Raw genomic sequence first — 13,018 nt, forward strand, 5'->3', positions numbered from 1 at the left:
AGTCAGTCGGGCAACCTTATCCCCGCTATCGGCGCAGCGCTCCCCGTAGTTGGCGCAGCGCTCCCCGCCGCTGCATTCAGAGCTGCGGCAGCACCTGAGCCCAAACCGCCACCATCCCGATGAACAAAGCAATCGACGTCAGCGCTGCAGCTTCCTGGATGAAGATCTTCAACATCGTCCGCTCCCTGGACACGTGAACATAAGCAGAACAATGTTCTCTTTATGTTCGATCGTCAAGCAGCGGTATCTGGACGAAGCTGACAATCATCCCGAACCATGCGCCGTGGTTAATCGACGCCGCACGACCTTCCAACGTTTGGCGCTGCCTCAATCGCGATCCGGCGTTCCCAGCGGAAAAATACGAGCCGCGATCACGTCATCCGGCCTTGCCGAGGTCGGTTTCCGACCGGAAGGCCCTTGAGATCGCGCAGCCAGAGCTGGCCGCAGGCCGCGGAGATGTCGCGACCCTGGGTATCCCGCACGACGACGGGAACAAGCGCATTTTCGAGCGTCGTCCTGAAATGCGCGAGGCTTCGATCGGGCGTTCTTTGCAACCCGACGCCGTCGACCGGATTCCATCTCATCAGATTCACGCGGGCCGGAGAATCCCGCAGCATCGCCGCAAGGCGCCTTGCATCTGCGATACTGTCGTTGATGCCCGGCAGGACCAGATAGGCGAACGTCACCGGCCGATTGTGCCGCCTCGCCCAAGCGCACGCGCGTTCGACCACTTCACCAAGAGGGTGCTTCCGCGCTCCCGGAATCAGGCGGTCGCGAACCTCCTGCGTTGTCGCGTGCAGCGAGATCGTCAAATTGATCGCCAGATGCTCCTCGCGCAGTTGCTTCAGCGCCTTCGGAATGCCGATCGTCGACAATGTGATGCCGGTCGTGGGGAAGTTCATCCCCTGCCGGTCTCGCAGGATCCTGATGGCCTTGAGGACCTGTTGGTAGTTGTTGAGCGGCTCGCCGATTCCCATGAAGACAATGCGGTTGACCTTTGGCCCGAGGCGGACGACCTGCTCGACGATCTCACCCGCTTCGAGATTGCGCATCAATCCGGCTTGGCCCGACGCGCAGAAGCGACAGGCAAATGCGCAACCGACCTGCGATGAAATGCAGGCGGTGTGGCCATCGAAACGCCGGATCAAAACACTCTCGACGGCATAGCCGTCGTGAAGCCCGAACAGCATCTTTTCAGAGCGGCCACCCTGGTCCCGTCCGATCCTGGTCAGGGTGCGAAGCCGGACCCCGCGAGACCGGGCCCAATTCTGCAATCGGCGCGGAGGATCGGCATGAGGGAAGAACAGCTCCCGGTAAGTGACGTCGGGGACAGCACCTTCATGCAAGCCGGCGAACTCGGACGAGGTCAGACCGAGCGAGAGCCCGGACACCCCGGCCGGGTTGCGCTGGCGGACCAGATCTGGCGTCGAATGTCGTTGTGCGCTTGCCATCCTGGACCCCGCTGCGGTAGCGGGATGTTTATAACCGTCGCGACGGTTATAAACAAGCCAGAATGAAACGCGTCCTATTCGAACGTATGACCGGGGTAGAGAACGCTCAGAACCTGTCGGGTCTGCTCCGTCATGAACGCGTCAAGCGGTCCGTTTCGGGCGATCAGCCACTGCATGCAGGCCCCCTGAATGACAGCCTGGACCAACCCGGATGCCTGTTCCGGGTTGTGCGGCTCCGATGGGAGACGTCGCTCAATCGCCCCGCGAACCAACTCGTTTCGCTCGAGAGCCAGCGCCCGAAGTGCCGGTTCCTGGGTGTCCCCCCAATACAACAGCAGATGGCCGGCAGCATCCTCACCGCTTCCCATTCCGCCGATCAGGTCCTTGAGCATGGTCCAAAGCGGCGCGAGCCCGGTATGCGATGGCGCGGCATCGAAGTAGTCCCGAACCTCCTGCGTCATCCGTTCCATGATCCTGCGTTGCAGCGTCGCCTTGTCGGTGAAGCGCTGGATCAGCGCGGCCCTGGAGATTCCGACGGCCTTGGCGACATCGGACAGCGTGAAGTGGGATGGCCCCTGTCGCAGCAGCACAAGCTGGGCCGTGTCGAGAATGTCGTCGTCGCTGTGCAGTTTCGGTCGGGGCATTCGAGTGTCGCTTTCGGATCCGCAGGATTTGGCGATGCTCGCCTGAGGCCAGAATCTCGGTCGCAGTGTACACCGCGCAGCCATCCGGCAATGGCTTCCCGATCAACGGTTGGTCGCGGAATCGCGCGCCGCCAATCCGCGCCTTGACGGGAACCTGCACCGGGAGCACGAGTTGCTGGGTGAAATCGAAGCCGCCACACCGCCATCGCGGACATGCTCAGTCTCGCCGTGCCACCGCCATCGATCGGTGATCGGCCACGGCGACCATCAGTTGAACGGGAGAATGCGATGCGCACCCTGCCCTTGATCCTGCTGGCCGTCCTCGCCGCGCCGGCCGCGGCCGCCGCTCAGCCTTACGACAACTATCCGGTCTGCCTGCGGATTTATGGCCCGGTGCGTTACGACCAGTGCCGCTACACCTCGATCGAGCAATGCCGGCCGAGCGCACAGGGCATCGCCGGTCAATGCGTCACCAATCCATGGTATCAGCCGCCCGCCGAGCCGACGCGCCGGCATCGCGCGCGTTGAGCGCGGCGGCAGATCAGACGGAGTTCAAGATGCGCAAACCATTGCTGGTCGGGATGCTCGCTTTGCTCGGGCTCACCGGAATCGCCGAGGCGCGGGACTATCCGGTCTGCCTGCGGGTCTACCACAACTACCGCGACTGGTACGACGAGTGCAGCTACACCTCGATCCCGCAGTGCCGGATGTCGGCCTCGGGACGCGCCGCCGAGTGCATCGTCAATCCGTGGTACAAAGCCCCGGAGCCACGCAAGAAGACGCGCCCTCACCGGCGACATCACCAGCAGCGTTGAGCCGACAAACCCGCTGGCTGCGAAGGCGAATCCGGCGCGGCGCTGGATGCGACCGGCACTATTCCAGTTCGATGATGACGCCGTCTTCGATCGATACCCGGCGATCCATCCGGCCCGCCAGCTCCATATTGTGGGTAGCGATCAGCATCGCCACCTGGGTCGCCTTCACCAACTGCGTCAGCGCCTTGAAAACGTGATCGGCGGTGTGCGGGTCGAGATTGCCGGTCGGCTCGTCGGCGAACAGAACGCGGGGCGCATTGGCAACCGCGCGCGCGATCGCGACGCGCTGTTGCTCGCCGCCCGACAATTCCGACGGCCGGTGGGTGATGCGGTCGCCGAGGCCGAGATAGGCCAGGATCTCCTTGGCGCGGCTGACCGTCTCGCTGCGCTTCAGGCCGCGGATCATCTGCGGCATCATCACGTTTTCCAGCGCGGTGAATTCCGGCAGCAGCCGGTGCGACTGGTAGACGAAGCCGATGTCGGTGCGCCTGATCTGGGTGCGCTCGGCGTCGGTCAGCGCCGTGGTCGCGGCGCCGCTGACATAGACCTCCCCCTCATCCGGATGCTCGAGCAGGCCGGCGATGTGCAGCAGCGTCGACTTGCCGGAGCCCGATGGTGCGACCAGCGCCACCGATTGCCCCGCCCACAGCGCCAGCTTGGCGCCGTTGAGGATCGTCAGCGTGGCTTCGCCCTGCGTGTATTGCCGCTTGATGTCGTGAAGGTAGACAACCGGGATGTCTTCCGCGCCCTGCTCCATGATCCGCGCCTCACTCGTACCGAAGCGCGTCGACGGGATCGAGCCGCGCCGCGCGCCACGACGGATACAGCGTCGCGAGGAACGACAGCGTCAGCGCCATGATCACCACCGCGCTGGTCTCGGCGAAATCGACCTCGGCCGGCAGCTTGGACAGGAAATACAGCTCCGGCGAGAAAAGTTCGGTGTTGGTGACCCAGGACAGAAACTGCCGGATCGACTCGATGTTCATGCAGATCAGGAGACCGACGGCGAAGCCGCACAGCGTGCCGACCACGCCGATCGCTGCGCCGGTGATCAGGAAAATACGCATGATCGAGCCCTGCGTCGCGCCCATGGTGCGCAGGATCGCAATGTCGCTGCCCTTGTCCTTCACCAGCATGATCAGGCCGGAAACGATGTTCAGCGCCGCCACCAGCACAATCAATGTCAGGATCAGGAACATCACGTTACGTTCGACCTGCAGCGCGTTGAAGAAGGTCGAGTTGCGCTGCCGCCAGTCGACCAGAAACACCGGCCGCCCTGCAGCCTCGGTCACGCTCTTGCGGAACGCGTCGATCCGGTCCGGATTGGTGGTGTAGACCTCGATCGCGGTGACGTCGTTGTTACGGTTGAAATAGGCCTGCGCTTCCTTCAGCGGCATGAACACGAAGGTCGAGTCATATTCCGACATGCCGATCTCGAACACCGCGGTGATCTTGTACGGCTTGATCCGGGGCGTGGTGCCCATCGGCGTCACCGCGCCGCGCGGCGCGACCAGGGTGACGCTGTCGCCGGCGTGCAGCGAAAGCTGATCGGCCAGCCGGCGTCCGATCGCGACGCCCTGCCCGTCGTCGAAGCCTTCGAGCGTGCCCTGCTTGATGTGGTTGGCGATCGAGGAGAGATTGTTGAGGTCGTCGGCGCGGATGCCGCGCACGAGCACACCCGAGGCGTTGAACGGCGACGACGCCAGCGCCTGGCCGTCGATCACCGGCGCCGCGAGCTTGATGCCCTGCACGCCGCTGATGCGATCGGCGACGTCCTTCCAGTCGGTCAGCGGGCTTTCCAGCGGCTGCACCAACAGGTGGCCGTTGAGGCCGAGAATCTTGTCGAGCAATTCCTTGCGGAAGCCGTTCATCACCGCCATCACGATGATCAGCGTGGCGACGCCGAGCATGATGCCGAGGAACGAGAAGCCGGCGATCACCGAGATGAACCCCTCACGGCGACGCGCACGCAAATAGCGCCCGGACAGGAGCCATTCGAATGGCGCGAAAGGAGGAGTTCGAACAGGCTCGGTCATGCTGTGATCCAGGCTCCGAATTTCACACGATTCAGGCTAATTCTAGCCGAGCCCCCGGTGGATAAATTCTACGGCGCAAGCCGTGCGACCGCCTCCGCCAACGCGATCGTCTCGCGCGAGCCGTCACTGCGCCGCTTCAGCTCGACCTTGCCGTCTGCCAGGCCCTTCGGCCCGACCAGCACCTGCCACGGAATGCCGATCAGATCCGCGGTCGCGAACTTCGCGCCGGCGCGCTGGTCGGTGTCGTCATACAGCACATCGACGCCCTTCGCCGCGAGCTCACGATAAAGCTGCTCACACGCGGCATCGGTCTGGGCATCGCCCTGCTTCAGGTTGAGGATCGCGACCCGGAACGGCGCGACCTCTTCCGGCCACTTGATGCCGTTCTCGTCATGGCAGGCTTCGATGATCGCGCCGACCAGGCGCGACACGCCGACGCCGTAGGAGCCGCCGTGGATCGGCGCATCGGCGCCGTCGGGGCCGGCGACATTGGCCTTCATCGAGTCGGAATATTTGGTGCCGAAATAGAAAATCTGGCCGACCTCGATGCCACGGGTGTTGAGCCGGTTGGCCTCGGGCACTTCGCTCTCGTAGCGGGCCGCGTCATGCACGTCTTCTGTCGCGGCGTAGACCGAGGTCCACTGCTGGATGATCGGCGTCAGATCGCCATCATAGTCGACGTCCTCGCCCGGCACCGGCAGGTTCAGCACGTCGCGATCGCAATACACGCCGGACTCGCCGGTATCGGCCAGCACGATGAATTCGTGGCTGAGGTCGCCGCCGATCGGTCCGGTCTCGGCGCGCATCGGAATCGCCTTCAGCCCCATCCGCGCAAAGGTCCGCAAATAGGCGACGAACATCCGATTATACGACTTGCGCGCGGCGGCCTCGTCGACGTCGAACGAATAGGCGTCCTTCATCAGGAATTCGCGGCCGCGCATCACGCCGAAGCGCGGGCGCTGCTCGTCGCGGAACTTCCACTGGATGTGATACAGGTTGAGCGGCAGGCTCTTGTACGACTTGACGTAGGCGCGGAAGATCTCGGTGATCATTTCCTCGTTGGTCGGCCCGTACAGCAGCTCGCGCTTGTGGCGATCGGCGATCCGCAGCATCTCCGGACCATAGGCGTCGTAGCGACCGCTCTCGCGCCACAGATCGGCGAGCTGCAGCGTCGGCATCAGCAGCTCGATCGCGCCGGCGCGGTTCTGCTCTTCGCGCACGATCTGCTCGATCTTCTTCAGCACCCGGTGACCGAGCGGCAGCCAGGCATAGATGCCGGCGGCTTCCTGGCGCAGCATCCCGGCGCGCAGCATCAGCCGGTGCGAGACGATCTCGGCTTCCTTCGGGTTTTCCTTCAGGATCGGCAGGAAGAATCGCGACAAACGCATGGGATTTGCTCAAGAATCAGGGGAAATCAGGTTTGCGCCAGTGAAACCGGATCGGACGCCAAAACACAAGGGCAAGGCCGCGCAACTTTGCGAAAACCACTGATTCAGCGTGCGATGTCGGTCGCGGCGCTGGAGCGGCGGCTGGCGTCGATCAGGTGCGACGCCAGCGTCGTGACCGGGCAAGCCCCGGCTCAAGGGGCAGGTCCGCCCATCAACGCCGCGACCGCCCAAGCGGTCGCGACGCGTGCCCATTCCGTTTCATCACTGCGGTTGCCTCAGTGGCCGGAATGCCCCTTGTGGTCCGTCTTCGTCATGCTGCCGCCGGCATCGCCCGGCGCCTTGGCGCCGACGCCCGCGACATCGAGCGTGACCGGCACCTTTCCGGCCTTTTCGAATTGCAGCGTCACCGGCACCTTCTCGCCTTCCTTGAGCGGGCCTTTCAGGTCCATCAGCATGATGTGATAGCCGCCCGGCGCGAGCTTGACGGTCTTGCCCGGCTCGATTGAAAGGCCCTTGTCCAGCAGCCGCATCTTCATCACGCCGTTGTCCATCGACATCTCGTGGACCTCGACCTTGCCGGCGACGTCGGCCGTCGCCGACACCAGCCGGTCGGCCGCAGCGCCCTTGTTGTCGATGGTCAGGAAGCCGCCGGCGACCTTGGCGCCACCGGGCGTCGCGCGGCTCCAGGCTTCGGTGATCACCAGATCGCCGGCCTTGATTTCGGCCGCCTGTACGGCGGCGACGGACAGCAGGCTGACGGCGGCAACGGAGGCGAATGTACGAATGAGTCTGTTCATGATCGAATCCTCGATGGGACTTGCTGGGGATGAAACGGTCCGACGACAGCGCGGATGCACGACGCATCCGTCCCCGCCCCGGTCCGATGAACTCTTCAGAAGATGGCAGCGCGAACGCTGCGAATGCACTTGGCGAAAATACGCTCGAGCATGATCCCGAAAAGTGGATGCCGGTTTTCGGAAAAGATCATGCTCCATCAAGAATCTAGGCGGCGACCCGCGACGGAGGTGCGCGGGCCCGTGCGTTGAGCCCGGCGCGCGCGACAGGCGGCGCCTGTTCGGACACCGACCAGACCAGCCGCTGGTACGTGCGCTCGACCACCGCGAACTCCCGCGGCGCAGCCGCAGGCATCGGCGCTCCGCCGAGGCCGACGGCGCAAACCGCGCAACACCCGCCGTCATGCGGCACACCGGTCGGGCTGGTCTCGCCATTATCGGCGGACGCCATCACGGAACAAAGGTGAACGGAGGATGAGGGATCGGCGATCGCGGAGGCGACGAAACGGAACGCTCCGATCGGCGACAGCAGCTGCACCAGCAGGGCAACTGCAAAGATCGGAATCACTCGCCAGAGACGTCGGCGCATCACGGCCTGTCCTCCATCGTGGCGAAATAACACGCAGGTTTACCGCTGTCGATCGCGGTCAGATCCCCTCGCCTCTAAGCCAGCAATAACAGCTGCAATCGACAACCGACCGCAAATGGGGAGTTTTCGTTCATTTCACCGCGCGCCTTAAATTTGAACATTCGTTGCCGAAAATGGTGACAAGTCAAAAAACTTCGGTTACGAATATAGCAACAGGCATAGCCCTAGGGCGAAAGTCTGGTGGTCCAAGTCTCGGGAGGAACCCTGACGCGCAAAAATGCAGCGTCGCCCGGCAAACAAAACAATAACTTCAAATCATTCGGGAAAATATTAGGGTCGACACAGTTTTCAGCAGGGCACCCGCCCTGCTTTTCTTTTTCCAGCCTCGCTTATCGTTGTTTTGCTTCAGCGCCTGTCGTTTGGACGGCGTGTTCAGAACAGCGAATCGCGCACATCGGACAGCTCACGCGACACACACGATTCGCGCGACGAACCCATTGTCGTCGGTCGATGATGAGCGCTGCGAATCGACTTGGCGCGCGGGTTCTACAGCGGAAATCCCATCAGCTTTGACAGCCGTTCGACGCCGAGCCAGCCGGAGCGATAGGCGTACAGCGCGGCGGCGAAGATCGTTGCCGAGATCAGCGTGGTCCACAGCACCTTGCGGGCCATCAGCGTCTTCACCGGTGCGCCGGGATCAGCGCCGGCAACATCGCCGTCCGTCTCGCCGGTCTCGGCGCGATTGCGCACGCCGAATGGCAGGGCCATGAACAGCACGACCCACCACAGTACAAAGTAGATCGCCAGCAGACTCGCGACCTGGGCGACCATTTACGACTGCTCGATTTCGACCAGCGCGCCCGAGAAATCCTTCGGATGCAGAAACAGCACCGGCTTGCCGTGCGCGCCGATCTTCGGCTGGCCGTCGCCGAGCACGCGAGCGCCCTCCTTGATCAGCGTGTCACGCGCCGCGATGATGTCCGGCACTTCGTAGCAGACGTGATGGATCCCGCCGTCGGCGTTTCGCTCCAGAAACTTCGCGATCGGCGACGCCTCGCCGAGCGGCTGGATGAATTCGATCTTGGTGTTCGGCAGCGTCACGAACACGGTGATGACGCCGTGATCCGGCAACGGCACGGCCGCGGAAATCTCCGCGTTGAAAGCAGCGCCGTAGATCTTCGCCGCCTGCTCCGCATCCTTCACCGCGATGGCCACATGATTGAGCCGGCCCAGCATGATTACGTCTCCTTTGTTGTTTCTTGTTGTTCGATCCTCGGAGCTTCGGTCTGATCGAAACAGAACCGAAGCTCCAGCTCCTAACCTTGAAGCGCTGTCTTCATGCGAGCCGGTCTCCGGTTCGCTCGAAAACGCTCGCTAAACCTTCAGCACGTGCACGAAGCACAACGGCTTCTTGCCCCACTCCGTCTGCACCACAGAGCGCACCGTGCGCCGCACCGATTCCGCGACCGCATCGGGATCGCGCCTGCGCGCCTTCGGCAACCCTTCGACCGTCGACACGACGGCGTCGAACACAATGTCGTCGAGCGGCTCGCCGGCGCTATTGTTTTCCGGAATGCCGATCAGTTCGACTTCTGGATCGTCGACCAGCTCGCCGGCCTGGGTCAATGCCAGCGTCACGAAGGCGCAGCCGGCGAACGCCATCTTGCGACGTTCGACCACCGCGCGCGACTTTTCCTCTTCGAGGATGGTGCCGTCCTTGTAGAGCCGGCCCGACGGCAATTGTTCAATGATCGCAGGGTCACCCGGCCCGAGCCGGACCAGATCGCCGTTGCGGCAGACCATCACCTTGGGCACACCCATCTGCCGCGCCAGCTTGGCGTGCTCGTTGAGATGCAGCGCCTCGCCGTGCACCGGAATCAGCAGTTGCGGCCGCACCCAGGAGATCATCTCGCGCAGTTCTTCGCGGCGCGGATGGCCGGAGACGTGCACCAGATGATCGCGGTCGGTGATCACCTCGATGCCCTGGTTGACCAGCCCGTTGATGATGCTGCCGACCGCCTTCTCGTTGCCCGGAATGGTGCGCGACGAGAAGATCACGCAGTCGCCCTTGTTCAGGGTGATCTCGGGATGATCGTCGCGCGCGATCCGCGCCAGCGCCGCGCGCGGCTCGCCCTGGCTGCCGGTGCACAGCGCCAGCACCTTGTCCGGCGGGAAATGGCCATAATATTCGGGCCCGCGGAAACCCTGAATGCCGTCGAGATAGCCGCATTCGCGCGCGACGTTCGAGACGCGGTCCATCGCGCGACCGACCAGCACCACTTCCCGCCCAGCCGCCTTAGCGGCTTGGGCGACGGCATGAATGCGACCGACATTCGAGGCGAAGGTCGTCACCGCGACGCGGCCCTTGGCGGCCTTGATCAGGCCGGTGAGCGACGCGCCCACCTCGGTCTCCGACGGCGAACGTCCGTCGCGCACCGCATTGGTGGAATCGCCGATCAGCGCCAGCACGCCCTCGTCGCCGAGTTCGCGCAGCCGCTTTTCGTCGGTGGGCGGGCCGACCACCGGCGTCGGGTCGATCTTCCAGTCGCCGGTGTGCAGCACGAGGCCGGCCGAGGTGCGGATCGCCAGCGCGTGCGATTCGGGAATCGAATGCGCGACCGGGATGAACTCGATGTTGAACGGCCCGAGATCGATGCGACCGCCGGACGGCACCTCGGTGATCGGGATCTTCAGCGTGGTGCGCTCGGCCGCGAGCTTGGCGGCGAACAGCGCCGCGCTGAACTTTGTCGCATAGATCGGGCAGCGCAGCTTCGGCCACAGGTCGATGATGGCGCCGAAATGGTCTTCGTGGGCGTGGGTCAGCACCAGCCCGACCAGATTCTTCTTCTCTTTCTCGAGAAACCGGACATCCGGCATGATCAAATCGATGCCGGGCAGGTGTTCCTCGTCGCCGAACGACACGCCGAGATCGACCGCGAGCCAGCTCCGCTGATGGCGGTTGCCGAGCCCGTAGATCGACAGATTCATCCCAATTTCGCCGACACCGCCCAAGGGCGCAAAAGTAAGTTCGTCCGGCCGCGCCATCAATTCGCTCCTGCTGATGCAGCCGTTCTGAAATACACGTCGCCGGCCGAAACCGGCACACGTCTGCCGTCGGAGGTGCGCACGATCAGGCAGCCTGTTTCGTCAATCGTATCAAAAATGCCGTCGATGGTCGTTGATCCTGATTGGACCGACACCGGCCCGCCGAGTCCAGCGGCGCGCGCGAGCCACTGCCGACGGATCTCGCCGAATCCACGCCCCTCGTTCCACACCGCGCGCGTCTCTGCCCAGGCATCCGACAAGGCCGCGAACAGGTCTTCGGCGCTGACGTGAATGCCGAGGCCGTGCAGCGACGCAGCGGGGTAAGGCGTATCGTCCGGAGCCGCCACCACGTTGGTGCCGATGCCGACCACGACGGCGAGACGGTCGGCGCCGACGCTTTCGGCTTCAAGCAGGATGCCGGTCAGCTTCTTGCCGCCCGCCAGCACGTCGTTCGGCCATTTCAGGCGGAAGCCGAAATCCGCCCCGCCTGCCCGCGCCCGCGCTTCGAAGCTGACCTGCTGCAGCGCCGTCTCCAGCGCCAGCCCCGCAGCAAAGCCGAGCGTGGCGGCAACGCCGGGCGGCACAGCCAACACTTCGAGAACGGTGGCGGCGAGATTACCCCGCGGCGCGATCCACGCGCGCTGCCGTCGGCCGCGGCCTGCCGTCTGCTCGGTGGTGACGAACCACATCGGTCCGCGCTCGCCGGCGCGCGCCTGCGCCAGAGCCTCCGAATTGGTCGAGCCGATCGCATCGAAGGCGGCGAGACGATATCCCGCCGCCTTTGCTCTCGGCCCGAGTTGCAGAGCCATCTAGAACAGCGACTTGGCTGCCGCCGTCGCGGCGTTCACCAGCGGCGCCGGATAGATGAAGAACAGCATGTTGAACAGGCCGGCGATCACCAGCACGCCGCGCAGCTCCAGCCGCATCGGATCAACGCCCGGCGCCGGCTCGTCGAAATACATCACCTTGATGATCGCGAGATAGTAATAGGCGCCGACCACGCTGGTTACGACGCCGATCACCGCCAGCGCAAACAGCCCGGCCTTGATCGCCGCCATAAACACGTAGAATTTGGCGAAGAAGCCGGCGAGCGGCGGGATGCCGGCCATCGAGAACAGCAGCATCGCGAAGAAGAACGCCAGCGCCGGCTTGGTGCGCGACAGACCGGCGAAGTCGCTGATGTTCTCCACATGCAGGCCGTTGCGGCGCATCGCCAGGATCACCGCGAACGCCCCCAGCGTCATCGCGACATAGATCGAGATGTAGATGATGACGCCCTGCGCGCCTTCGACCGTTCCGGCCGACAGGCCGACCAGCGCGAATCCGATATGGCCGATCGCCGAATACGCCATCAGGCGCTTGATGTTCTTCTGCCCGATCGCCGCGAACGAGCCCAGCGCCATCGAGGCGATCGCGACGAACACCACGATCTGCTGCCACTGCGGCACGATCCCGGGAAACGCCGTCAGCGTCACGCGGGTGAACACCGCAAGGCCCGCGACCTTGGGCGCCGAGGCGAAGAACGCGGTGACCGGGGTCGGCGCGCCTTCATAGACGTCCGGCGTCCACATATGGAACGGCACCGCCGAGACCTTGAAGCACAGGCCGGCGAGCAGGAACACCAGACCGAACACCAGGCCGACGCTGCCGTCCTTGGCGGCGGCGGCTATGCCAGCGAACTGCACCGTGCCGGTGAAGCCGTAGATCAGCGAGGCGCCGTACAGCAGCATGCCCGACGACAGCGCGCCGAGCACGAAGTACTTCATGCCGGCCTCGTTCGACTTGGCATCCTCACGGTTGCTCGCCGCAACGACGTAGAGCGCGAGGCTCATCAGTTCGAGACCGAGATACAGCATGATCAGGTCGCCGGCCGAGATCAGCAGCATCATGCCCGCCGACGACAACAGCACCAGGATCGCGTATTCGAAAATCCGCCGCGACGGATTCGACAGGATTTCGGCCGACAGGATCAGCGTGACCGCTGAACCGATCAGCGCCAGCACCTTCAGAAAGCGGGCGAAGTCGTCGACGATGAAGCTGCCGCCGAAGGTGACCAGCTTGCCGGCCGGCAGCATCAGTTCGAGCGCGCCGGTCGCGACCAGCAGCAAGACCGCAAGCGTCGTAATGAGGCCGGTGGTGCGCTCGCCACGATAGGCGCCGAGCATCAGGAGAAGCATCGCGCCGATCACCAGCACGAGTTCCGGCATGATCGGTTGCAACGAATAACCGGCGGTTTCGAAGTTCATAGCGTGCAGT

The 13,018-nt window shown here is 64.0% G+C and carries 14 protein-coding genes; 2 read left to right on the forward strand and 12 right to left on the reverse strand.

The window, feature by feature from the left end; genetic code table 11:
• Positions 1 to 371: 371 nt before the first annotated feature.
• Positions 372 to 1,451, reverse strand: a complete 1,080-nt coding sequence (rlmN, locus tag BMY71_RS12620) for a 23S rRNA (adenine(2503)-C(2))-methyltransferase RlmN (RefSeq protein WP_092684112.1) — start codon at positions 1,449 to 1,451, stop codon at positions 372 to 374.
• A gap of 74 nt (positions 1,452 to 1,525) precedes the next feature.
• The gene (locus BMY71_RS12625) at positions 1,526 to 2,095 is read right to left on the reverse strand and encodes a TetR/AcrR family transcriptional regulator (RefSeq protein WP_041805343.1); all 570 of its coding nucleotides are present in this window, start codon (positions 2,093 to 2,095) and stop codon (positions 1,526 to 1,528) included.
• Positions 2,096 to 2,383: 288 nt separating this feature from the next.
• On the opposite strand from BMY71_RS12625, the gene BMY71_RS12630 reads away from it, so the two are divergent.
• A complete protein-coding gene (locus BMY71_RS12630) occupies positions 2,384 to 2,623 on the forward strand; it encodes a DUF3551 domain-containing protein (protein WP_092684114.1) in 240 nt (79 codons plus the stop codon).
• Positions 2,624 to 2,652: 29 nt separating this feature from the next.
• Entirely contained in the window at positions 2,653 to 2,910 is a 258-nt protein-coding gene (locus BMY71_RS12635) for a DUF3551 domain-containing protein (RefSeq protein WP_092684225.1), read from the forward strand.
• A 58-nt stretch (positions 2,911 to 2,968) separates the two neighbouring features.
• On the opposite strand, the gene BMY71_RS12640 is transcribed toward BMY71_RS12635, so the two are convergent.
• The 10 genes from BMY71_RS12640 to nuoN all read right to left on the reverse strand — a co-directional run bounded on the left by BMY71_RS12640 (position 2,969) and on the right by nuoN (position 13,008).
• On the reverse strand, positions 2,969 to 3,667 hold the full coding sequence (locus BMY71_RS12640) for an ABC transporter ATP-binding protein (protein ID WP_092684116.1): 699 nt from the start codon (positions 3,665 to 3,667) through the stop codon (positions 2,969 to 2,971).
• Positions 3,668 to 3,677: 10 nt separating this feature from the next.
• Entirely contained in the window at positions 3,678 to 4,946 is a 1,269-nt protein-coding gene (locus tag BMY71_RS12645; protein WP_011503269.1) for a lipoprotein-releasing ABC transporter permease subunit, read from the reverse strand.
• A gap of 68 nt (positions 4,947 to 5,014) precedes the next feature.
• The gene (proS, locus tag BMY71_RS12650; RefSeq protein ID WP_092684118.1) at positions 5,015 to 6,334 is read right to left on the reverse strand and encodes a proline--tRNA ligase; all 1,320 of its coding nucleotides are present in this window, start codon (positions 6,332 to 6,334) and stop codon (positions 5,015 to 5,017) included.
• A 275-nt stretch (positions 6,335 to 6,609) separates the two neighbouring features.
• Entirely contained in the window at positions 6,610 to 7,131 is a 522-nt protein-coding gene (locus BMY71_RS12655; protein ID WP_092684120.1) for a copper chaperone PCu(A)C, read from the reverse strand.
• A 205-nt stretch (positions 7,132 to 7,336) separates the two neighbouring features.
• A complete protein-coding gene (locus BMY71_RS12660; protein ID WP_244526043.1) occupies positions 7,337 to 7,717 on the reverse strand; it encodes a DUF2946 family protein in 381 nt (126 codons plus the stop codon).
• 546 nt (positions 7,718 to 8,263) lie between these two features.
• Entirely contained in the window at positions 8,264 to 8,548 is a 285-nt protein-coding gene (locus BMY71_RS12665) for a DUF1467 family protein (protein ID WP_011503273.1), read from the reverse strand.
• Positions 8,549 to 8,953: a methylmalonyl-CoA epimerase gene (gene mce, locus BMY71_RS12670; RefSeq protein ID WP_092684124.1), complete on the reverse strand. Its 405-nt coding sequence runs from the start codon at positions 8,951 to 8,953 to the stop codon at positions 8,549 to 8,551. It abuts the gene before it with no gap.
• Between the two features lie 138 nt (positions 8,954 to 9,091).
• The gene (locus BMY71_RS12675; RefSeq protein WP_092684126.1) at positions 9,092 to 10,762 is read right to left on the reverse strand and encodes a ribonuclease J; all 1,671 of its coding nucleotides are present in this window, start codon (positions 10,760 to 10,762) and stop codon (positions 9,092 to 9,094) included.
• The gene (locus BMY71_RS12680) at positions 10,762 to 11,571 is read right to left on the reverse strand and encodes a biotin--[acetyl-CoA-carboxylase] ligase (RefSeq protein WP_092684128.1); all 810 of its coding nucleotides are present in this window, start codon (positions 11,569 to 11,571) and stop codon (positions 10,762 to 10,764) included. The genes BMY71_RS12675 and BMY71_RS12680 overlap by 1 nt, the downstream gene beginning before the upstream one ends.
• Positions 11,572 to 13,008, reverse strand: coding sequence for an NADH-quinone oxidoreductase subunit NuoN (gene nuoN, locus BMY71_RS12685; protein ID WP_011503277.1), 1,437 nt, complete (start codon positions 13,006 to 13,008; stop codon positions 11,572 to 11,574).
• Between the last annotated feature and the right edge of the window lie 10 nt (positions 13,009 to 13,018).

Origin of the sequence: Rhodopseudomonas pseudopalustris (assembly GCF_900110435.1) — a bacterium.
Lineage (GTDB): Bacteria > Pseudomonadota > Alphaproteobacteria > Rhizobiales > Xanthobacteraceae > Rhodopseudomonas > Rhodopseudomonas pseudopalustris.